23 protein-coding genes and 1 riboswitch are annotated in these 20,905 nt (G+C 43.1%); of the genes, 11 read left to right on the plus strand and 12 right to left on the minus strand.

Translation table 11 applies throughout. The features are described 5' to 3' along the window. The first annotated feature begins 140 nt into the window (after window positions 1-140). The 3 genes from ACQY77_RS16765 to ACQY77_RS16775 are packed head-to-tail and all read left to right on the plus strand — an operon-like array spanning window position 141 to window position 1,969. Window positions 141-1,040 carry a LysR family transcriptional regulator gene (locus ACQY77_RS16765; protein ID WP_056095397.1) on the plus strand — a complete coding sequence of 300 codons (900 nt, stop codon included), beginning with the start codon at window positions 141-143 and terminating at the stop codon, window positions 1,038-1,040. Continuing rightward, window positions 1,033-1,539: a hypothetical protein gene (locus tag ACQY77_RS16770; protein WP_056095394.1), complete on the plus strand. Its 507-nt coding sequence runs from the start codon at window positions 1,033-1,035 to the stop codon at window positions 1,537-1,539. The genes ACQY77_RS16765 and ACQY77_RS16770 overlap by 8 nt, the downstream gene beginning before the upstream one ends. Window positions 1,540-1,579: 40 nt before the next feature. Next, window positions 1,580-1,969 carry a YidH family protein gene (locus ACQY77_RS16775; RefSeq protein ID WP_008245456.1) on the plus strand — a complete coding sequence of 130 codons (390 nt, stop codon included), beginning with the start codon at window positions 1,580-1,582 and terminating at the stop codon, window positions 1,967-1,969. Between the two features lie 160 nt (window positions 1,970-2,129). Here the strand turns inward: ACQY77_RS16775 and ACQY77_RS16780 are convergent, their stop codons facing one another. Genes ACQY77_RS16780 through ACQY77_RS16795 form a run of 4 tightly spaced genes read right to left on the minus strand, consistent with a single transcriptional unit; the run spans window position 2,130 to window position 5,752 of the window. Then, on the minus strand, window positions 2,130-3,422 hold the full coding sequence (locus ACQY77_RS16780) for a voltage-gated chloride channel family protein (RefSeq protein WP_008245455.1): 1,293 nt from the start codon (window positions 3,420-3,422) through the stop codon (window positions 2,130-2,132). An 18-nt stretch (window positions 3,423-3,440) separates the two neighbouring features. Beyond that, window positions 3,441-4,721: a phosphopyruvate hydratase gene (eno, locus tag ACQY77_RS16785; protein WP_008245454.1), complete on the minus strand. Its 1,281-nt coding sequence runs from the start codon at window positions 4,719-4,721 to the stop codon at window positions 3,441-3,443. Window positions 4,722-4,779: 58 nt separating this feature from the next. Then, on the minus strand, window positions 4,780-5,193 hold the full coding sequence (locus ACQY77_RS16790; RefSeq protein ID WP_008245453.1) for an EamA family transporter: 414 nt from the start codon (window positions 5,191-5,193) through the stop codon (window positions 4,780-4,782). A 4-nt stretch (window positions 5,194-5,197) separates the two neighbouring features. After that, window positions 5,198-5,752: a hypothetical protein gene (locus ACQY77_RS16795; RefSeq protein WP_124910972.1), complete on the minus strand. Its 555-nt coding sequence runs from the start codon at window positions 5,750-5,752 to the stop codon at window positions 5,198-5,200. Window positions 5,753-5,794: 42 nt separating this feature from the next. After that, window positions 5,795-5,863, minus strand: a riboswitch (Fluoride riboswitch). A 329-nt stretch (window positions 5,864-6,192) separates the two neighbouring features. On the opposite strand from ACQY77_RS16795, the gene ACQY77_RS16800 reads away from it, so the two are divergent. The 8 genes from ACQY77_RS16800 to ACQY77_RS16835 all read left to right on the plus strand — a co-directional run bounded on the left by ACQY77_RS16800 (window position 6,193) and on the right by ACQY77_RS16835 (window position 15,206). Then, complete coding sequence (locus ACQY77_RS16800) at window positions 6,193-6,429, plus strand: four-helix bundle copper-binding protein (protein ID WP_231459955.1); 237 nt, start codon at window positions 6,193-6,195, stop codon at window positions 6,427-6,429. A gap of 1,544 nt (window positions 6,430-7,973) precedes the next feature. After that, a complete protein-coding gene (locus ACQY77_RS16805) occupies window positions 7,974-9,365 on the plus strand; it encodes a TolC family protein (protein WP_056095310.1) in 1,392 nt (463 codons plus the stop codon). A 7-nt stretch (window positions 9,366-9,372) separates the two neighbouring features. Then, entirely contained in the window at window positions 9,373-12,594 is a 3,222-nt protein-coding gene (locus ACQY77_RS16810) for an efflux RND transporter permease subunit (protein ID WP_056095306.1), read from the plus strand. Between the two features lie 12 nt (window positions 12,595-12,606). Further along, window positions 12,607-13,686 carry an efflux RND transporter periplasmic adaptor subunit gene (locus tag ACQY77_RS16815; protein WP_056095304.1) on the plus strand — a complete coding sequence of 360 codons (1,080 nt, stop codon included), beginning with the start codon at window positions 12,607-12,609 and terminating at the stop codon, window positions 13,684-13,686. Window positions 13,687-13,754: 68 nt separating this feature from the next. After that, on the plus strand, window positions 13,755-13,985 hold the full coding sequence (locus tag ACQY77_RS16820) for a hypothetical protein (protein ID WP_056095301.1): 231 nt from the start codon (window positions 13,755-13,757) through the stop codon (window positions 13,983-13,985). Further along, the gene (locus ACQY77_RS16825; RefSeq protein WP_056095298.1) at window positions 13,982-14,548 is read left to right on the plus strand and encodes a hypothetical protein; all 567 of its coding nucleotides are present in this window, start codon (window positions 13,982-13,984) and stop codon (window positions 14,546-14,548) included. The genes ACQY77_RS16820 and ACQY77_RS16825 overlap by 4 nt, the downstream gene beginning before the upstream one ends. Before the next feature lie 31 nt (window positions 14,549-14,579). Continuing rightward, on the plus strand, window positions 14,580-14,762 hold the full coding sequence (locus tag ACQY77_RS16830; protein WP_056095295.1) for a hypothetical protein: 183 nt from the start codon (window positions 14,580-14,582) through the stop codon (window positions 14,760-14,762). Between the two features lie 87 nt (window positions 14,763-14,849). Beyond that, window positions 14,850-15,206, plus strand: coding sequence for a response regulator (locus ACQY77_RS16835; protein WP_056095291.1), 357 nt, complete (start codon window positions 14,850-14,852; stop codon window positions 15,204-15,206). 73 nt (window positions 15,207-15,279) lie between these two features. Here the strand turns inward: ACQY77_RS16835 and ACQY77_RS16840 are convergent, their stop codons facing one another. From ACQY77_RS16840 to ACQY77_RS16875, 8 genes are all read right to left on the minus strand, one after another. Continuing rightward, window positions 15,280-15,669 carry a YidH family protein gene (locus tag ACQY77_RS16840; RefSeq protein ID WP_056095288.1) on the minus strand — a complete coding sequence of 130 codons (390 nt, stop codon included), beginning with the start codon at window positions 15,667-15,669 and terminating at the stop codon, window positions 15,280-15,282. A 340-nt stretch (window positions 15,670-16,009) separates the two neighbouring features. Further along, window positions 16,010-16,465, minus strand: coding sequence for a DsrE family protein (locus ACQY77_RS16845; protein ID WP_056095285.1), 456 nt, complete (start codon window positions 16,463-16,465; stop codon window positions 16,010-16,012). Between the two features lie 4 nt (window positions 16,466-16,469). Beyond that, a complete protein-coding gene (locus ACQY77_RS16850; RefSeq protein ID WP_199562757.1) occupies window positions 16,470-17,549 on the minus strand; it encodes a c-type cytochrome in 1,080 nt (359 codons plus the stop codon). 12 nt (window positions 17,550-17,561) lie between these two features. Next, window positions 17,562-18,902 carry an MBL fold metallo-hydrolase gene (locus ACQY77_RS16855; protein WP_056095282.1) on the minus strand — a complete coding sequence of 447 codons (1,341 nt, stop codon included), beginning with the start codon at window positions 18,900-18,902 and terminating at the stop codon, window positions 17,562-17,564. 122 nt (window positions 18,903-19,024) lie between these two features. After that, window positions 19,025-19,306, minus strand: coding sequence for a hypothetical protein (locus ACQY77_RS16860; protein WP_146202964.1), 282 nt, complete (start codon window positions 19,304-19,306; stop codon window positions 19,025-19,027). Window positions 19,307-19,416: 110 nt separating this feature from the next. Further along, complete coding sequence (locus ACQY77_RS16865) at window positions 19,417-19,830, minus strand: DUF6691 family protein (protein WP_056095276.1); 414 nt, start codon at window positions 19,828-19,830, stop codon at window positions 19,417-19,419. Between the two features lie 11 nt (window positions 19,831-19,841). Next, complete coding sequence (locus ACQY77_RS16870) at window positions 19,842-20,399, minus strand: YeeE/YedE family protein (protein ID WP_056095272.1); 558 nt, start codon at window positions 20,397-20,399, stop codon at window positions 19,842-19,844. Between the two features lie 163 nt (window positions 20,400-20,562). Beyond that, a complete protein-coding gene (locus ACQY77_RS16875) occupies window positions 20,563-20,901 on the minus strand; it encodes a rhodanese-like domain-containing protein (RefSeq protein WP_197413310.1) in 339 nt (112 codons plus the stop codon). Window positions 20,902-20,905 lie beyond the last annotated feature (4 nt).

The following is a 20,905-nucleotide window of genomic DNA, read 5'->3' on the forward strand; positions in this document are numbered from 1 at the left end:
AATATTTTTCTGTTACAAATGTGCATTTATTCTACTCATCAGAAAAAGCATAAAAAGTTATTGATGATAACGTAAGGTTATGATGTCAGTACCCGTTGAAACAAATTGTTTGTATCTTAGGTTATCTACTAAAACCGTGTATGATAGATTTCCGTTTGCAAGTATTTTATGCTGTCGCTAAAAGGCTGAATTTTACAAAGGCCTCGGCAGAGTTATTTATCAGTCAGCCTGCTGTAACCAAACACATTAAAGAATTAGAGCAGGAGTTCAAAATGTCATTATTTGAACGCAGTGGAAACAAAAAAATCAGCCTCACCCCAGCCGGCGAATTATTGTTGCATTACGCAGAACAGATTTTTGGAACTTACCGGGAACTGGAATATGATATGAATCTACTTACTAAACAGCATAAAGGAATATTGAGGATTGGTGCCAGCAGTACTGTGGCACAATATATCATTCCACCTGTATTGGCACAGTTTCACAATAAGTTTAAGGATATACAAATTCAACTGGTTACCGGAAACACAGAAGATGTAGAGCAGCGTTTGATTGCTAAGGAAATAGATTTTGGAATCATTGAAGGCATCTCCCGGAACCCACAGATTAAATACGAACAATATCTAAAAGACGAGCTGGTGCTGGTGTGTTCTGGTCACAATTATGCCATGAAAAAGGAAATGATCAAACCGAATGAGTTGAAGGATTATGATTTATTACTTCGTGAACCTGGTTCTGGTACACTAGATGTTATTGCATATGCTTTAAAAGCACACCAGATAAAGGTGGGGGACTTAAATATAGAAATGCAGTTAGGTAGTACCGAAAGCATTAAATCCTATTTGATTCACAGCAAATGCCTGGCTTTTTTATCTATCCACTCCATATTGAAAGAGCTCAAGAATAATGAATGCCGCATCATAGATATCAAGGATATGGTTATCGAAAGGCCGTTTCATTTCATTCAGCTTCATGGTCAGCAGGACGCTCTGGCGGAACTATTTATGCGCTTCGCTAAAAGCTACAACTATAATGTATAGTGTTACCGAAATTTCGAGGCAATATCAGCCAGCTAAAGTGCTGCTGCTCTTTGTTTCTGAAGCTCCTGGAGGTGACGATAAACATTTTTACCTGGGAAATACTAATCTGTTTCGAACAATTTATCTTGCATTTAGTGAGGTATTTGGCGATTTTAAATCTGTAGAAGATTTTTTGCAGTTCTTTAAAGGCACGGGATGCTTTTTGGAACATCTAACTTGTACACCTATTGATAAATCGTCAGTTAAAATCAGAAAAAACCAGAGGCAGGGGGGAATAGAGCAATTAGCTCATAAAATCAGAACATATCAACCCCGATTAATCATGATCCTAATGAAAAGCATTGAACAAGAGGTTAAAGAATCTATTGACCTATCAGGCTTATCGTTTATCGAAGAAATTGCAGTTACCTGCTATCCTGCCGGCACTGAATCAAACAGGCTTACTTGCATCCGGGATACCAGGGTTATCATCTCCAAACTGGCATCGATATTGACATAACATGCAAATATATTGCTGTAATATACCGATACAGAACAAGATGAAAATTCAAGATCAGGAAAACACCAAACAGCATGCAGGAGACCATTTGGCTAATGAAAGAACATTTTTGGCCTGGATCAGAACCAGTATTGGTATCATGGGATTTGGCTTCGTGGTGATGAAATTCTCGCTATTTATCAAGCAGATCAGTGCCGCACTGGGGAGTAAAGTGCCCCTGCACCAAACCGGAGATTCCCGCATTATCGGGATTTTTCTAGTTGCCCTGGGAGCAATTACTATCATTTGTTCTTACTTAAGATATAATTCAACGAAAGAACAACTGAATCAGGGGGTGTATTACCATTCAACACTTTTTGTTAAAGTTTTAACCGCTTTAGTTTTCATAGCCAGTATACTTTTACTGCTCTACCTTATTAAAACAACATAGGCAGTTAAATCATCTGTACTTGATGCTTTAGAAAAGAGAGGAAGGAAAGCGGTCGATATAGCGTTGTTTTTTGATATAAATTGCTGATTGCATTGGTCAAGGATCTTATAAAAATTTCACCTCTTTATGATAATCCACAGGAACAGGATAAGTCAATATTTTATGTTCCCGTAAATATTTTGGGTACCGCAATACGCTGTGAAGAATATATACCTGAATGGCCACTGAAAAAATAGGCTGTAAAACAGGCTACCGCAAAAAACATGGTGTATTCACTACCAAAAAGTTCTATACCCATAATCGTACAGGCAAGGGGTGTATTCGTTGCACCAGCAAAAACAGCAATAAATCCAAGGGCAGCAAACAAACTAACTGGAGCATTTAATAAGGTCGAAAGTGCATTGCCTAATGTTGCGCCAATATAAAACAAAGGCGTTACCTCACCACCTTTAAATCCAGTTCCTAATGTTAAAGTTGTGTAAATGGTCTTCCATAACCAGCTCCAAGTATCTGCTCCACCAGGCTGAAAAGCAGAGGGAATTGTAACGGCTCCTTGGTATTCGCTATCCACGCCCAAACTTAAGTAATCCGGTTTCCCGATGGCGTAAGTCAAGCCTATAATAATCAGACCACCGATAACAGGAATAAGCCACTGGATCTTACATACTTTAGAAAAAAAGGCCTTGATCTCATGCACCATTACAGCAAACAGGTAGCTGGCCAGACCAAACAATGTGGATGCTAGAATAACCTTACTAAGCAGGAGTAGGTTTACCGGCAGGTATTCAGATAGAAAGTAGGCACTTTTCTCTATGAGATCGATGTGATAAGCGGTATGATGGATGCCCCAGGCAGAGACAGTAAGATCACCAAGCACGCTGGCAATTAATGCGGGAAGTAAAGCCTTGTACTCTATTCTTCCAATGGCCAGAACTTCCATTGCAAATATGGCACCGGTGAGCGGTGTTCCGAACACCGCCCCAAACCCGGCTGCAATTCCCGCGGTAAGGAGCATCTTGGTGTCTACCTCATTTAGCTTAAACCAGCGGCTAAACATTCCTGCGATGCTTCCTCCGATTTGTACCGCGGTTCCCTCTCTTCCAGCCGATCCGCCAAACAAATGGGTAATCACTGTAGTTATTAAGATTACTGGCGCCATCTGCCTGGGCACTCCACCACCCGGCCTATGGATTTCATCCATGATCAGGTTATTTCCTTTTTCTGAGGACCTACCAACTGACTGATAAATCAGGTGGATCACAATACCTGCTAAAGGTAGCAGAAAAATGAGACAGGTATGCTGAAAGCGAAAGTGAATGGCCCAGCCTAGCAGCCAAAGGAACAAGGCAACCATACTTCCTATTGCAATGGCAACAGGAAGTATAAGCAGCGTCCATCGAACCGCATATTTAAAAACCGAAAGGTGTTCAAATAAAAATTTATTATGTTTCATTGTAGGTTAGCGGCTGATTTATAATTTTTTATAAAAAGTATTGATTCCTGCAAATGATGCCCTATCACCAAGTTCTTCTTCTATCCGAAGCAACTGGTTAAATTTAGATACCCTTTCAGAGCGGCAGCCACTTCCTGTTTTGATGTGCCCCGCACCGGTAGCGACAACCAGATCCGCAATTGTCGTGTCTTCAGTTTCACCACTGCGGTGAGAAATAAAGCAATTGTAACCGTTTTTTTGGGCTAGTTCTACGGCCTTTAGCGTTTCGGAAACTGTACCGATCTGGTTCAATTTAATCAGTACGCTGTTTGCAATGCCCTGGTCGATTCCCTGCTGGATAATACTCGGGTTGGTGCAGAATATATCATCTCCAACCAATTCCACTTTGTCTCCCAAAAGGCTGGTCAGCTTTTTCCATCCCTCCCAATCGTTTTCGCCCAACCCGTCTTCCAACAGGATAATTGGGTACTCTTTTAACCATCCTTCCCAAAAGCCAATCATTTCATCTGTTGTGATCCGTTCTTTAGAACTTTTATAAAATTCATATTTTCCATTATTCCACATTTCGCTGGTCGCTGGGTCAAGACAAAGGGAAATATCCTTGCCTGGAGCAAAACCGGCAATATGTATCGCTTCCATGATGATTTGGACGGCTTCCTCATTAGAACTCAGATTTGGCGCAAACCCACCTTCGTCACCAACTCCGGTATAATAGCCTTTCGCTTTTAGCAGACTTCTCAGGGAATGAAAAACAGCTTCGCCCATACGGATACTTTCCTTAAACGAGGGGGCGTTATGAGGGGCAATCATAAATTCCTGAAAATCGATGTTGTTATCAGAATGCCTTCCCCCATTAATGACATTCATGCACGGTACGGGCATTACGTAACCTTCCCTTTCCACTAGCTGCCTATACAAGGGAATCCCTTTTGCAACGGCCGAAGCCCGGGCGAAGGCGATTGAGGCCGCAAGCATCGCATTTGCGCCGAGCCTTGATTTATTCTCGGTTCCATCCAGACCAATTATATGATCATCGAAGGCCTGCTGACCCTCAAAGGATAAGCCGGTGACTGATTTGCCGACTTCGACGTTAATCCCTTTTACTGCTTTTTCCACGCCTTTACCATTATAGCGCTCTGGATCACCATCTCTAAGCTCTACGGCTTCTTTTTCACCCGTACTTGCCCCGGATGGAGAAATACCCCTTGCTGTTGTTCCGTTAAGAGTGACTTCTACTTCTACTGTCGGATTGCCCCTGGAATCCAAAATTTCACGGGCATGAATTTTAGTTAATTTCATAGTTTTTTGTTTTATATTGATTTTTAGTATTTCGGTTGCTTACAAATAATTGAGTTTCTCAAAAGATCAAAACCAGTGTTCCCCCAATGATCAGCAGGGCACCAAAGAATACTTTCAGGGTAAGAGCTTCTTTCAGGAACACCATTGCAAGTATAATAGTTAGGGCAACACTCAACTTATCAACAGGGGCGACCTGGGACACTTTCCCGATCTGCAAAGCCTTGTAGTAGAATATCCAGGACAAGCCGGTGGCAAGGCCAGATAAAAAAAGAAATAGCAGGTTATGCTTTGACAGTTCCGTAATTCCTTTAAGTTCGCCTCTGGCCATTACGATCCCCCAGGCTACAATCAGTATTACCACCGTTCGTATGGCAGTAGCCAAATCAGAATTGACATTGGTTACGCCGACTTTTGCAAAGATGGCCGTAAGGGAAGCAAAGAAAGCTGATAATAGCGCGTAGATCCACCACATAGTTTTATGTTAATTTTCCGTTATTGAATAATTCCAAAGTAAATGAGTACAAGAACCGTTGCTCCGGCAATGATCCGGTAAATGCCGAACCAGCGGAAAGAATGCTTTTGAAGATAGGTGATGAAAGAGCGGATGGCCATCCATACATCCCACCCGCACCTGCTTTACTTAAATGAATGATCGTAGTTAGATTCGGTTCATGGGAAGGGCGTAGACGCTTAACGGTGTTTTTAATCAGTCCTGAAGCAATCTGATCTGCACTAGCAACTAGTAGCGCAATGGTAATAAGAACCTGCCAAATTTTTTTGCAGAAATTCTGGAAGAGGCAATAAATAATGAAGGCATAAAAAGGAAGCCAAAAACGCTTATCACTGGCCCAGTACATGATCGTATCCCAGAATGCATTATGGTGCTGATTTATCCACAAGAACCATTCAGTTTCAACCGGCAGGACCATTGCTAACACTGATCTCACTTTGGCAGACAGACAAAGTAAGACAAGCGCAATTAAGATAGCTGCCAGCAATAAGAGTTGAGAATTTATTTTTAATTTTTTCACCTACAATACTTTGACCGGCAGATTTTATTACCTGCTGGAATTTCTATTGTAGGCGCCATCAGCTTTTGAAAAAAGCGGTTGAATCGGAAGGACACCATTTCCGTATTGCAAATATAATACTAATAAAATGATGTGCAAAATCTTAAAGTAGGTGTTGAGAATTTAATTTATCACTATTCCTCCTTATTTGAATACGAGAACCAGTTTCTTATTCTTCTACCGTTTAAACAAGCATCATATCACGGGATTAAAGCTTTTCTTAAACAAAATGAAACCGCCTGGAAATAACCATGTTATCTATATAGGAATTTTTTTTATAACCCTAAAAAATTAAAGTTATGGGATACCATGAATGGAAAAACTGTATTGATGCATGCTTAAAGTGTGCTTCAATTTGCAATCATTGTGCAAGTTCATGCACTCAGGAAGAAGACGTGAAAATGATGGCGCGGTGTATTGAGCTTGATATGCAATGTGCAGCCATCTGCTACTCTGCCGCTCAATTGATGAGTATGGGTAGCTCTTTTGCTCAAGACATTTGCCGTATTTGCGCAGATATTTGCCAGCAATGCGGAGATGAGTGTAGTAATCATCATACCCAGCATTGTCAGGAATGTGCAGATGCTTGTAAGGCTTGTGCGGAAGAATGCAGAAGAATGACAGGAGTAGCTGCTTAAGATGCCAATCACCGTGAGCATTAATTGATTAAGGGCAGCATTCTAGTTGCCCTTTCATTTTTATAAATAGGCAAATTTATTCCATTCATTTTATTTTCATTATTCCCTCATTATTTGATATTTACCAAGGTTTGAGGTTGTTCTTGGTATGTCCTTTCTCTAGCCTTAAAAAAATGGGTTTTTTAGGATATGATTCTCATAAACTCATTCCATTATTCAAATAAGAATTTCAGTTTTTGATGATGAGTACTTGATAATTCGAATTCTATGAAAATGAAGGCTAGATGCGAGTTGAGGAATGCATTAAATAATGCATGAACTTTCAATTCCCGCTTCATCAAATTATTTCAAAAAACAAAAAATACAAATTTCATTTCAATGGCGGTGTTAAATCAATCACGTTGTTAAACCGAGGGTATGTACCTTCTAAATTAAATGCAAGCTACATGGCATTTGCGCATAATTGTAAAAAAATTTAGACCAAACGGATTTCCCCCCGTTTATCCTATAATTGAATAATATTCAAGCTGATCGATGTTCGCAATTGAAACTAATCCACATGCTTATTTGGCTAATTAGATAGCAGTTTATGGAGTTCAACACTGATGTCTAGACAATTGGTGTTTTATAAATAGTTGCGGTATATCTTAATTTTAGGGAAAATTCTAAAAAGTTCGAACCGAAAAATTCAATTTAATCTATTGTAAGTGACTTATTTTCAAGTTCTTAATGTTTAAAAAATAAGAGGCATACTTTTTAGATGCCTCATATTGCCACTTAGTAGGGTCAACCCGCGGAAGTTCGACCCTTTTTGAGCATTGTGAAGCTGTGGTTAATTTTGATAAAGTTTTGAACAACAAGATGGAGGGACAGTATAGGAAAAAGAAATTATTCGATGACAATCGAAAGTAGGGTGAGAAATATCGTAACCTAATATTTGTTGATATTTTGTAACGGTTTTGTTGCGGTTTATCCTCTCATCTTTTTAGATTAATGCAGATTTTAGCGCCTATATATTTAGGTTGTTAAATTTGAAGGGTTTGAAAGTTAAGCAGGTACCAAATTGCTCTATAATTGGAGTCGTCTTGCTGTACCTGATTATCTCTTTGGGCAATATCTTTTTTTTATCCAACCTCTCCCTTTTAGAGTCCGCCCGGGGAATAAAATCAGCTGCGCAGTACAAAGGTAGCTTTTCTCCGCTTGGAAAGGATTCAAAAATTACCAGACAATTTAAGTGTATCCTTGATGAACGCAAGAAAACCGTGCTTCCTGTTTTGGAAGCTTTTCTTATCGGCGTCATCTTATTTTTGGGGCTTTCGCTTTTAGCCTCTAACCTAAACAGGTATTTTCTTGAGATCAGATACAGGATTGCCGGATCAGTCCCAATTTATATTTCCAACCAGGTCTTTCGGATCTGAGATTTATCTCAATTTTCTTTTATTGACAGGTCCTTCAAATGATGAAGTGACGACGGCCGGTTAATCACCGTGTTTCCTGTCCAAGACGTCCGTCAAATCTTTTTCCTTAAATTTTAATTTAAAGACATGATCCGTATTAAACAGATTTTCTGTTTGTTCCCACTTTTATATATGGGGCTGGAAAGCCATGCCCAAACCTCCCCAAAGCCCATCGGGATCGTTGATCTGATCGATCACGTGACCGCTTTTTCACCTTCACTGGCCGCTGATTCAGCAACAGTTGATATACGTGCCGCCCAGTTAAGAGAGACCGCGGCGAATGCCCTTCCAAATCTGAAGCTTAATTATCAGGCAGATCTGGGCTCAAACAATAACGTGGCAGGACCTTATATGGCCTTTGGTATAGTTCCCTCCAATTCCAGAGGTGTTAGGACTGAAAGCACTACCAAGGCTACACTTACTAATCTTGGTATTGTCTCCCTTGATTGGGAGGTCTATAATTTTGGTGCCTATAAAGCTCAGAATGCAGTCGCCAAATCAGAACTTGTCGTTGAACGATCCAAGTTTGCCCAGCGCCGATACCAGACAAGGGCCATCGCTATTGATGATTACCTGAGTCTACTAAAGCTTCAGGACATGCTATCCATTCAAGCAAGCAATATCAGTCGCAATGAGCAGATCAACCGTTCGATTTTATCCCTTGCCAGAAGCGGTGTGCGTCCGGGTGTGGATACCAGTATCGCAGGGGCCGAACTCTCCAAATCAAGATTGAACTATATTGAAATGGACAATACCTACAGACAGGTTCAGCTCGACATTGCAGCAATCAGCGGGCTAAATCCGGAAAGTATTGTCGCTGACAGTACGATCCTGGATCGGCTAAAATCGCTTGAGGTAAACCTATCGGTAAAGTTGACCGACAGTTCAAGCCATCCGCTGCTTGATTTCTACAAAAGCAATTATCTAAGCAGCGTTGAGAAGGAAAACCTGGTCAAAAAAGCCTATAATCCAAAGGTAAGCCTGCAAGCTGCTGCCTGGTCAAGGGGATCAAGCATTGATGCCAATGATAATTTCAACAGTCTCTCGAATGGCTTGGAATGGCAACGGGAAAATTACCTCGTGGGCGTAGGGATCAGTTATAACTTATTTGATCTGCGCAGGCGTCAGTTGAAGCTTAGGACCCAAAAGGCCAGTAGCAATTTTTACTTAAAGGAACTACAGCAGGAAAGGTTAATGTTATCAAATGCCGCCCTTCAAGCAGGACTTGAGATCAGTACCGCGCATAAAAGACTCGATGAAATACCAAACCAGCTAAAGGCAGCGGCCGCAGGGTATCGCCAGAAGCTCTCGCTTTATAAGAACGGGCTGACCGACATCATTGAGCTCAATGCAGCCCTGACCATCCTTTACCGTGCAGAAACCGATTTTGTCAACGCAAAATATCTGTACATCCGGGCGCTTTTTCAAAAGGCTATCGCCACCAACCAAGTAGATTCACTGTTAAACACATTAAAATAATAAAGATATGTCAATGGTTACCTCGGCCCTGAAAAAGCCGATTACAACAGTGGTGATCACCGCGAGTTTACTGCTCTTTGCAGTTCTCAGTGCGCTGAAGATCCCAATAGATATTTTCCCCCAGCTTAATTCGCCGACAATATATGTTATTGAATCCTACGGAGGTATGTCTCCACAACAGATGGAGGGCTTCTTCTCCACTCGTCTACAGGATCAGTTTCTTTATGTTAATGGCGTTAAGAATATTACCGCCAAAAACATTCAGGGTTTGACGATGCTAAAGCTGAGTTTTTATGAAAGCACCAATATGGCAGAGGCTTCTGCCCAAGTTGCCTTGCAGGTTAACCGGGCCATGAAGTTCTTCCCTCCAGGCGCTTTGCCTCCGCAGGTGGTCCGCTTTGATGCCTCTTCACTGCCAGTAGGCCAGCTTGTACTCTCGGCCAAATCCCGCAGTCTGAAAGAAATCTATGATATGGCGGCAACGCGTATCAGGCCCATGTTTTCCTCTGTCGCAGGGCTTTCAGCGCCACCGCCATTCGGTGCCAATTCCCGCTCGATTACCATTAGTGTAGATCCGAGCAAATTAAGGAGTTATAATCTGACTCCGGACGAGGTGGTAGGGGCTTTATCCAAGTTCAATGTCATGTCTCCTTCGGGAAATCTAAGGTTGGACAATACCATGATGGTGACCTCTATGAACTCCCTGGTTAAAACGGTCGATGAATTCAACAACATTCCAATAGCTACAAAAAACGGCGTTTCAATATTGGTAAGGGATGTGGCAAGGGTTGCCGATGCAGCGGATGTTACCGTGGATTATGCATTGATCAACGGGAAACGGTCTGTGTATATTCCTGTGGTCAAAACAGCAGACGCCTCGACTTGGTCAGTGGTAAAGTCCTTAAAGGCCAAAATCCCCGAAATGCAGAGCCTCTTGCCGGACGATGTCCACATCTCTTATGAATTTGACCAGTCTGTTGCCGTTATCAACTCGGTAAAAAGCCTGATCACTGAAGGTGGTCTTGGTGCACTATTAACGGGCCTAATGGTGTTGCTATTCCTGCGTGATCTGCGAAGCAGTCTTATCGTGGTGATCACCATTCCGGTATCGATTTTAATTGGGGTGCTTTTACTAGGCATGTTCGGTCAGACCATAAATATCATGACCTTGAGCGGTCTGGCACTTGCAATAGGGATCCTGGTCGATCAGGCAACGGTGACGATCGAAAATATCCATCAGCACCTGGAAATGGGCAAGCCCAAACGCGAAGCCATTTACGATGCCTGTGAAGAAATCGCATTCCCGCTGCTGCTCATCCTGCTGTGTATTCTGGCCGTATTTGCACCATCTTTTATGATGAACGGTATACCAAAGGCGATGTTTTTGCCACTATCCCTTTCGATTGGCTTCACCATGGTTGTCTCTTTCATCGTGGCCCAGACCTTAGTTCCCATTCTATCCAACTGGATGATAAACGAAGAACGTTACCAGCACTATGACCATGGTAAGATCCATGCTCATGCAGGAGAGGCCCTGGACGAGAGGCAAGGAGAGCAGGTAGAAAAGCATCTGCAAAATGAAAAGGATGAACCGGAAAAAAATGATTTCTTTGAAAGGGTGAAGGTGCGGTTTATGGCAATCATCCAGCGGTGGATGCCGATGAAAAAAGGTATTGTCGGGATTTATTTAGTTCTGGTCATTTCTCTTGCAGGACTGGGATTTGTTTTTATTGGAAAGGATATGATGCCAAAGCTCAACAACGGACAGTTCCAGATACGCATCAAAGCGCCGGACGGTACCAGATTAGAGCGCACCGAGGAGAAATTTAAGCAGGTACTTTCCATTATCAATCAGACAGTAGATAACCATATCGCAGTTAGTTCGGGATACGTTGGGCTTATTCCGAGTAGTTACGGAACAAGTAACTTATATATCTTCAATACCGGTACCCATGAGGCTGTGCTTCAGGTGAACCTTGATGAAGATTATAAGGTAAATATGGATGAGCTGAAAGATGCGCTGAGAAAGAACATCGCTTATAAACTTCCTGACCTACGTATCACCTTTGAGCCGATTGACATGACCGAAAAGATTATGAGCCAAGGCGCTGCAACTCCTATTGAGATCAGAGTAGCAGGAAAAGATATGGACCAGATCGAGTCTTACGCTAATAAGGTGCTCTCTAAACTTAAAAAAATAGATTACCTCCGTGATATCCAGATTGCTCAACCCCTGCACATTCCCGTGGTTTCTATTACCCTTGATAGATTAAAGGCGGCGCAGTTTGGGCTGAACGTGGTTGATATCGCAAGGTCAGTTACTGCAAGTACCTCATCCAGCCGATTTACTGAGAAGAACCAATGGCTCGATGAAAAAACCGCCTATACCTACCAGGTACAGGTACAGGTTCCAGAGTATGTCATGAATACAATGGATGAGCTCAAAGAAATTCCTTTGGTTAAAGGGCAGAGCAGTCCGGTACTGGGCGACATCGCTACTTTCAATACCAGTTACCTTCCAGGAGAATATGACCGCTCCGGGCCAAGACGCTTTCTGACCGTGAGCGCAAACATTTATAAAAAGGATCTTGGAACGGCAACTGCTGATGTAGAAAAGGCACTAAAGTCCGTAGGCACGCCTCCTAAGGGACTAACTGCTGAAGTGAAAGGTATGTCGAGCCTGTTGACTGAAACACTATCTTCTCTTCAGGGCGGACTTGCTTTTGCGATATTGGTGATCTTCCTGCTGCTTGCGGCCAATTACCAGTCTTTCAAGCTTTCGCTGACGGTTCTTTCGACCGTTCCTGCTGTAATCCTTGGGTCGCTTACCGCATTATTGCTTACAGGTTCTACGCTTAACCTGCAGAGCTACATGGGGATGATCATGTCCACCGGGGTGTCAGTGGCCAATGCGATACTTATCGTGACCAACGCCGAAAAACTCAGGCTGGATTACAAGGATTCTACCCGGGCGGCAGTGGTGAGTGCCGGGATTCGTTTAAGGCCGATCCTGATGACCAGTTTTGCGATGATAGCCGGGATGATCCCGATGGCCTCTGGGTTGGGCGAATCCGGTGAACAGACCGCGCCGCTCGGCAGGGCTGTTATTGGTGGGCTATTCTTTTCAACCCTTGCCGCGCTCTTCATCCTTCCGCAGGTTTTCGCTTGGGTACAGAAAAAAAGCAGCTTAAAAGAACCAAACCTAATGCCTAGAAAAACAAGAATTTAAAAGATAAACAACATGAAAACCAGATTCATTCCCATCATAATAATTATAAGTACTCTGGCCGCGTGTGGCGGAAACCAGAAGCCCGTGAACATCAGTCCCGAAAAAAACGGCAAGGAAGCCAAATATGAAACCACAAAGGTCGAAGAAGAGGCCCTTTCCAGTTTTACCCGCATTCCCGGGGTGCTCAAGCCTTTCAACCAGGTGAACATTTTTCCCAAGGCCAATGGTTTTGTGAAAGCAATACTGGTCGATTTGGGTTCTAAGGTGACCAAAGGCCAGCTGCTGATGACCCTGGAAGCACCGGAACTCGAATCACAATTGCAATCGGCAAATTCCCGTTACCTGCAGGCACGGGAGACCGCATCGGCGAGCAGTGAGAAATACAGACGTCTGAAAGAAGCAGCAAAAGAGGAAGGTTCGGTATCTCCGCTAGAACTTGATAATGCGCTTTCCAGGATGAAAGGAGATAAGGCCATAGCTGAGGCTGAGCGGTCAAATGTATCCTCCGTACGTACCATGCAGGACTACTTGAAAGTATATGCGCCTTTTGACGGGGTGATCGTTGACAGGAATGTATCACCGGGAGCACTGGTGTCGGCGGGCAAATCTTCGGACCTACCCATGCTGGTATTGCAGGACCTGACCCACATGAGGCTTGAAGTTTCTATACCTGAGGATTATGTAGACAAAGTGGACCTAAGCCAGATGGTCAAGTTCCGCTTCAATGCGCTGCCGGGGGAACAGCGCCAGGCCAAGATCAGCCGGTCTGCAAATTCACTGGGCAACATGCGCCAGGAAATCGTCGAGGTTGACGTGGCCAATAAAGATAACAGGTTGAAGGCCGGCATGTATGCCGAGGTTGAAATCCCGCTTAAATCCGGTGCGACTTCGCTTCTTGTGCCTAATTCTGCTATCGTGCGTTCTACAGAACGGAAGTACGTAGTGGAAATTGCAAATGGTAAAGCCAAGCTCGTTGACATTAAGGAAGGGATGAAGGGAACAGAGATGACCGAGATTTTTGGTTCCATCAAAGCCGGGACAGAGATTATTTCGCCCGCGAACGATGAGATCAAAAGCGGTCAGACGCTATAAAACATTGCCGGGCGGATATTAGCCGCCCGGCAAATCTTTTTATTAGTCAGATAAGAAAAAAGGAAAATATGAAAGATTTAGAATTTAACCATGAGTTTGAAATCGGGGGAAAACACATTTGCATAGATGTCCCAAAGAAAAGATGCAACCAGGTCTACATCGAGGGAGAGCTGGTTGGGACGGTTTGGGAATGTAAAAAACAAGGGGTAATATCCTTTGTATCAAGAGATTTTAAGCTTGCCCCTTACCTGGAAAGCATTGCGGCCGAGTTAAACATTTTTTACAGGACCTCCCTATGAGTGCCTATGCCGGATGGACATTTCAACCTTTTCTGATCTGTTTCCTGTTATTAATGACTGTAAAGGTAAAGGCGCAAGATCAAACTGCCGTCCCCAAGATATCGGTAGGCTTTGTCATGGGCTTTCCGACCGGTAAGACGGCTAAAACTTATGTCAACGGATATGGGGCATCAACAAAGGTGGAATTCAAGGTTTCGGAGCACCTCAACCTAACCGGATCTGCGGGCTATATGACTTTCCGCTACAGGGATGAGGTAAAAAAACGTCTCGATTATTTAGGAGAGCCAACAAGCATGAATGGTGTTGTTCCAATTAAAGTCGGAGCAAAATATTACTTTGAAGGTATCTATTACGCTGCCCTTGAGCTTGGTGCAGCAAATACTCTTGGAGACCGGCTGAATACCTCTTTTGCCTACGGACCGACTTTGGGTGCCAGCATTCCAATTTCGAAGCATTATAGTGCAGATCTCGGCCTTCGTTATGAGGGTTGGAAAAGCAGCGGAGGGCAGGTTTCCTTTTTTGGACTTCGTTTGGCTCTGGCAATTTCAGGAACTAAAAAATAATAGGCAAAATATTTAACCTAAAATTTAAATTATGACAGAGAAAAATATTTCACAACCATTTGAAACTTTTGACCATAATAAATCCTCAGCAAAGGGTGGAGATAACGCATATCACCCCGCAAACCAAGATAGAGAGGTTTTATTGCGTTACCTGCTGGAGCGGTTGAACCTGGAAACCGGCCATCTCAATGAGAAGCGAAAATTGAGGAAGTAGGGGCCTTTTTAGACCTTTAAAAAACATTCGTAGGAATGGCAAATCAGATTTATTATAACCAGGGGCAACCCACAATATGCATGACAAATGGAAAAGATGATATATCTTTTGGAAAATGATGAGGGTATAACCGAAGTATTACAGCTTCTTTTTAACAGTGAGGGGTACGGGGTTTCCGCGTTTTCTTCGGTAAGCTCGTTTATGGCAGGGCTAAGTGATCATGTTGCAGATCTTTTTCTGCTGGATGTTATGCTCCCCGATGGAAACGGCATTGAAGTCTGCAGTTACCTGAAGTCCTTAGAGAAAACCCGGAATGTTCCGATTATCATGATGAGTGCTCATGCGGACCGTTATGACATTAGAAGGGGCTGCGCTGCAGAGAATTTTATTAAAAAGCCTTTCGATATTCACGACCTGCTGCGTTTGGTAGCGAAACATATTTGACCGGTGATAAAGTACGGGTTCTCTCAAGTTTGGTATTCGTGCTCACAATCAGTGTTTCCATGTCAGAGATCCGCTAAGTCGTTCTTACAAGATATATCAACAAAAGCATGCTTGAAATGAAAATAACCACGGTAAGGACTTTGATGAGTGTAGAGGAATGGTAATAACTGCCTTGATTAATAAGTGTATGAGTTTTTTGATAGCGCATAAATGCCAGGATGATGGTCAGTGCGCCTACCCCGACAAGAAGTATTCCTATCCTCTGTGAGTTGCCGGTTTGGTGTACGACGGCTTTGGCCCCAAGAGCGAGAGTGATCTGCTTGATAAAAAGTGAAAACTTTACCACCACAAAACCAAAGCCCATAATTCCTATGCTAGTTCTTATCCAGGCAAGAAAAGTCCGTTCGTTGGCCAGATGGTCACCAGTGTTTGATTTAGGAATGGCTTGTTCTTCTTTTTCCATTATTGATAATATTGGTTGACGGATCACCGCATGCCTGATTAACAAAATTTTATCAATGCTGTTTGGGCGAGTACTGTTTTAATTATGTAGCTTTTCGATAAATTCCCTAGCATTTTTAAATGCGTTACTCCGCACAGCACATACGATGATAGACAATTTTGTCGAACCTTTTGAATTTTAGTGTTGCCGGCATAAGCCATTGATATTTAAACATGACAATAATTTTCGGCGTTTGCGGCCCCGGGTGAAATGGATCCGGCACAACTGATCCTAATCTTTGCATCGTATCGAAATACCAATTTGCACCTTTTAAAGATTCACTGCCGTTTTGGTTTTTACATTAGGGATGAACGATTACCCATCCTTCCGCCGAACGGATGATGATCTCTCCGTTGCCGCTTGGCACATAGCTGATGAAATCGAAGAGATCTGACTTATCGATTTTCCGCTCGCGAACGGTATTCTCGCACTGCGCAAGAATTACGCCCTTTGACTTTAGCAAATTAAGCTGCTCAAGGAACTTTCCATCCTTGCGATAAACCGCCACGCCATCCCCGAAGGCGATAAGCTCAACCTCCAGTTTTCCCTTCAATCTTGGATCCTCCAAAGCATTGTTGATGTTCCTGAGTGTTCCCGAAATATGTTTTTCCTCGGCACTGTTAAGTACATATAGCGCTTTATATGATTTCTTTTTTGCAACAGCACCCGTAAACGGTTTTTTTGTCTCCTGTGCAGATACATTGGTGGTGATGACCATCATGATGACAAGCTGGAGTAAGATCAGTAATTTTTTCATGTTTCTATTTTTTCTGTTTTATAGGTGCGTGCTGTTCAGCCATGTCAATAAAGGGACCATATTTATGCTGCTTTTCGCTAAAGTGATCTGCATATGGCCCGAAGGGATAATCTATTGGCTTTGTGTACAGGTTTTTATAGTCGTTTTTGGAATCCAGGTGCGGTCTGGGCTGCGCATTCACAAATGCAGCTACGTCCCAGGCTTCCGCATCCGTTAAGTTCGGATCTTTGTAGGTGGCGCCATAAGGCATGTTGTTTTTGACAAATCCTGCAAAATTTCCAAGCCTGAACATTCCTGCACCATCGTTATAGCTGTCCCTGCCCCAAAGGGGAGGGTACATATATCCTTTTCCATCAGGTGAGGCAACGCCTTTGCCCGTTTCTCCATGACAGCTGCTGCATTTGGAGGCATATACCATTTTCCCCTTCAGGGGATCTGCAGGCACATCCAGATATGGGATTTTTTTTACCGAATTATCCGCAATGGAATGTGCGGCATCCTGTTTTTTTCCAACCCATTTTAAATAGGCCAACATGGCGACCATTTCCCTGGAATTTCTTCCCGGAGCTTTGCCGTTCATGCTTCGCTCGAAGCACTCATTAATCCGTTCAAAGGCTTCTTCCTTTCTACCGCTTCTTGCGCTCATTTTTGGAAAACCTGCATAAAAGATGGAGAAATTATTCGCAAAGGGCCTGGTTCCTGCATCCAAGTGGCAGTTCTGACAATTCATACCATTAGTCAGCTTTCCTACGATACCCTGCGGCCCTAAATAGTATGCCGTACGGACAATCAAATCCCGGCCATACCTGATCAGATCCGCATCAGCTTTGCCCTGAAGCTGCATCGTATCAGGCGCCTTCCAATATTCGGGTTTAGCAACACGGCGCTCTAAAGGTTTTATTTGATTCTTTTGAATGGATGGATTAGGCTTATCCGCATAGAAACTTTTTGGAAGATGAAATCCGCTGAGTGCTAAAACAAGAGAAAACATGATCACAACGAATAGAAATGACGTCCATACGAGATATTTTCCAAACCGGGCAAATACCTGCAGTTTATCCTCGTTGTTTCTTTCTGTTTTCACACTTTTAAAATATTAATTCTGAAAATCCTTAATGGCCTCACCAATATCAAGCACCTTTTGCTTGCCATCAATAACGGATGCAATCAGTGAGCTTGCAGCCGCACTTCTGTATCCACCGGCGCAGTGTACTGCTACGGGTTGCTCCAGCGGAATTTCGTTTACCCTTTCCCTTAAATTTCCCAGTGGAATATTTATGCTGTTCTCAAAAATACTGTTTTCCATACGCTCTGTCTTGTTCCTCACATCCACAATGGTATATCCATTTTGGTTCTCTTTAAAATTTTGGATATCGATAATCTCATCCGGGACAGTTTCTACTGCGTTTATAAAACCGCCGGCAAGCTGCGTTTCATACCCGATGGATGCGGTCCTCGCGATAAGACTATGCAATGTAGCAAGATTTTCTGCCATAAGATAATAAGGCTCTTCAGGCTTCACAATGCTGCCCAGCCAGGTTTCAAATTTGTTTCCATCCATGATATTTACAGCGCCTTCTATATGTCCCTTCTTAAAAACATCTTCCCTTCGCGTATCGATAATTAGGGCATTTGGTTTTAAGTTTTCACCGGATTCCATGATCTGAACCGCACTTACCGAATCTTCAAACGGTGCTGCGCCTTTCTTGTTCAAGGCCACATCAAAAGGGAAGTAAAATGGAATGAATGGCTGGTTTTCATTTAATGCGCTCACAAAATCGGCCTCAGTCATTTCCTGCAGTGACCAGTTACTTCTTTTTTCAGCACCAATGGTACTGCTATTGGCCTCGCTCAACGCTTTTCCGCAGAGCGTACCTGCCCCGTGTGCCGGATACAGAATCACTTCATCTGAGAGTTTCATCAGTTTGTCCCTTAATGAATGGTACATTTGGGCGGCAAGGAAATTGCGTTCCGCCATTGAATCACCTCCGCTTTCCCTTAAATCCGGCCTTCCGCAGTCACCGATAAAAAGGGTATCTCCGGAAAATAGCGCTTTTTGTTTCCCATCGTGTTCGAGCAAAATACTGATACTATCCGGAGAGTGCCCCGGGGTGTTGATTGCCCTTAAGGTGATCTTTCCCAGGGTTATCGTCTGGTCTTCATCAAATGGGGAAAACAGGTAGGACGGCGTATTGAGTTTGCTGCAATATATTGTTGCGCCGGTCTTATGATGGATTTCAAGATGAGCACTCACAAAATCCGCATGCGGGTGCGTCTCGATAACACCAACTATTTTGGCCTGGTGTTTTTCGGCAAAATGGTAATATGCAGACGGATCCCTGGAGGGATCGATCAATATGATTTCATTCCGGCATTCGCTCAGTACCGCATAGCTGTAATGGGAGAGGTGCTTGTCTTCAAATTGTTCTATTTTCATGTGTTTTTATTTTTGATTAATGTGTTTAACGGTATGATTCCTGCCTTTGCCAGGTTTACATCAAATTTACCCTTTAGCGGTTCTTCGCACTGTAACTTTTGTCACAGCGCCCCAAAATCTTCTCAGCAGTTTCTGCCTGCACTTTCATCATATTTGATCGGAGAGAGGACATGGAGCAAAAGGGTTCTGGCATAGCGGTAGTTGAAGGTGAACAGTAGGATGACCGGCGAAATAGTGGTTGCGATGATTGCCCACTGCTCTTCTTCGCCAAAGATCATGAATGCCGGAATGCCCGCATTGACAAGTTCTGCGACAATGAAAACATAGCTCACATACATCGCTCCGATAAAGAAGCCCGGCTCTATCTCATAGTTCAGGTTGCAGCAGGCAAATTTTTTATTCATCTGATCATATTTCCAATGGAACATGGAATGGGTATATAATTTTCCCTTTCGGCACCTGGGACATCTATGGTCTATTATAGCCCTTAGTTTGCTCATCAGATTCTATTTTATTAATGAGGGAGCTTGCTTTTCATCGCTCCGTATAGATAGGTGCCCAGGAGCGCACCAAGGATGACCACCGCCATACCGGCATATCCGCTCCCAAGGTTGACGAACATGGGGCCGGGACAGGCGCCGGTGAGTGCCCAGCCCAGGCCGAAAATGGTGCCGCCTAGTAGGTATTTTATATAGGCCTTGTCCTTATCGTGGAAGACAATCGGATTTCCGGCCAGATCCTTGGCTTTGAATTTTTTGATCAGCCATACTGCAATTACGCCAAGTACAACGGCCGTACCAATAATTCCATACATATGGAAAGACTGGAAACGGAACATTTCCTGGATCCTGTACCAGGAAACAGCCTCAGACTTGGTCATGATGATTCCGAAAAGTGTTCCTGCAAGAATATATTTTATGAATTTCATTTTTTTTAGATTTAAAAGATAAAAGGCATGATGAGGAAAGTCATGATCAGGCCACCAACAAAGAAACCGATTACGGCTACTAGTGATGGTACTTGCAGATTCGAAAGCCCGGATATGGCGTGACCAGAAGTACAACCGCCTGCATAACGAGATCCAAAACCGACTAATAAACCACCGATGAGTAAAATAGCCAGCGTTTTTAAATCTTTCATTGCTTCCAGTGAAAACAGGCCGGTTGGATTTAACCCACCATCGAACTTAATGCCCAATTGATTTAAATCGGAGATTGTGGCGGATGATAATTTTACGGGAGATGGACTGCTAAGGTAATTTGTAGCAACAAATCCACCTATTACCGAGCCGATAAGGAACATGAGGTTCCAGGTCTGGTCTTTCCATTTAAAATCAAAAAATTTTACTTTCCTGCCTGCTCCGGCTATGCTGCACATCGTTCGCAGGTTTGATGAAAAGCCAAAGGACTTTCCGAAAAAAAGTAGGATGAGCATAATGAGTACGATCATGCTGCCCGAGAAATACCAAGGCCAGGGTTGTTTAATAAAATCAATCATGTTTTTTTAAATGAAATGTTAATATGGGTGTTTTTGTTGTTGTTAAAAGGTAATGCCTGTGGCGGTTTGAGCAAGTAAGTGCTGAATCATTTTAGCAAACTGCCATCCCGAAGAAATCCGGCCGGCAGCGTTGAATAGATCAATATTTCTTGAATATATTTCTTCATTTTGGCCAGGTACCGATACCTCCAACCAGGTTGAATGCTTCCACCCCAAGTTTTCTCATCTCCGATACCGCTGAGGAGGAACGCTTTCCACTTCTGCAATAGAGGAAATACCGCTTGGCCTTATCCAGCTTTGCAAGTTCTAAAGAAAAGGCAGAACCCAGGAAATCGATATATATGGCTGAAGGAAGCGCGCCTGGGGCATATTCAGGCTTTGTCCTTACATCTAAGAGGACTGCGTCACTGCTTTTTGTAAATTCGTTTTTGAAGTGGTAGCCATCGAGGTTGTACGCACCTTTTGAAAAAAAACTGCTGATCATTTGAAGTAGTTTATTCATTGTA

Source organism: Pedobacter sp. (assembly GCF_965279535.1).
Lineage (GTDB): Bacteria > Bacteroidota > Bacteroidia > Sphingobacteriales > Sphingobacteriaceae > Pedobacter.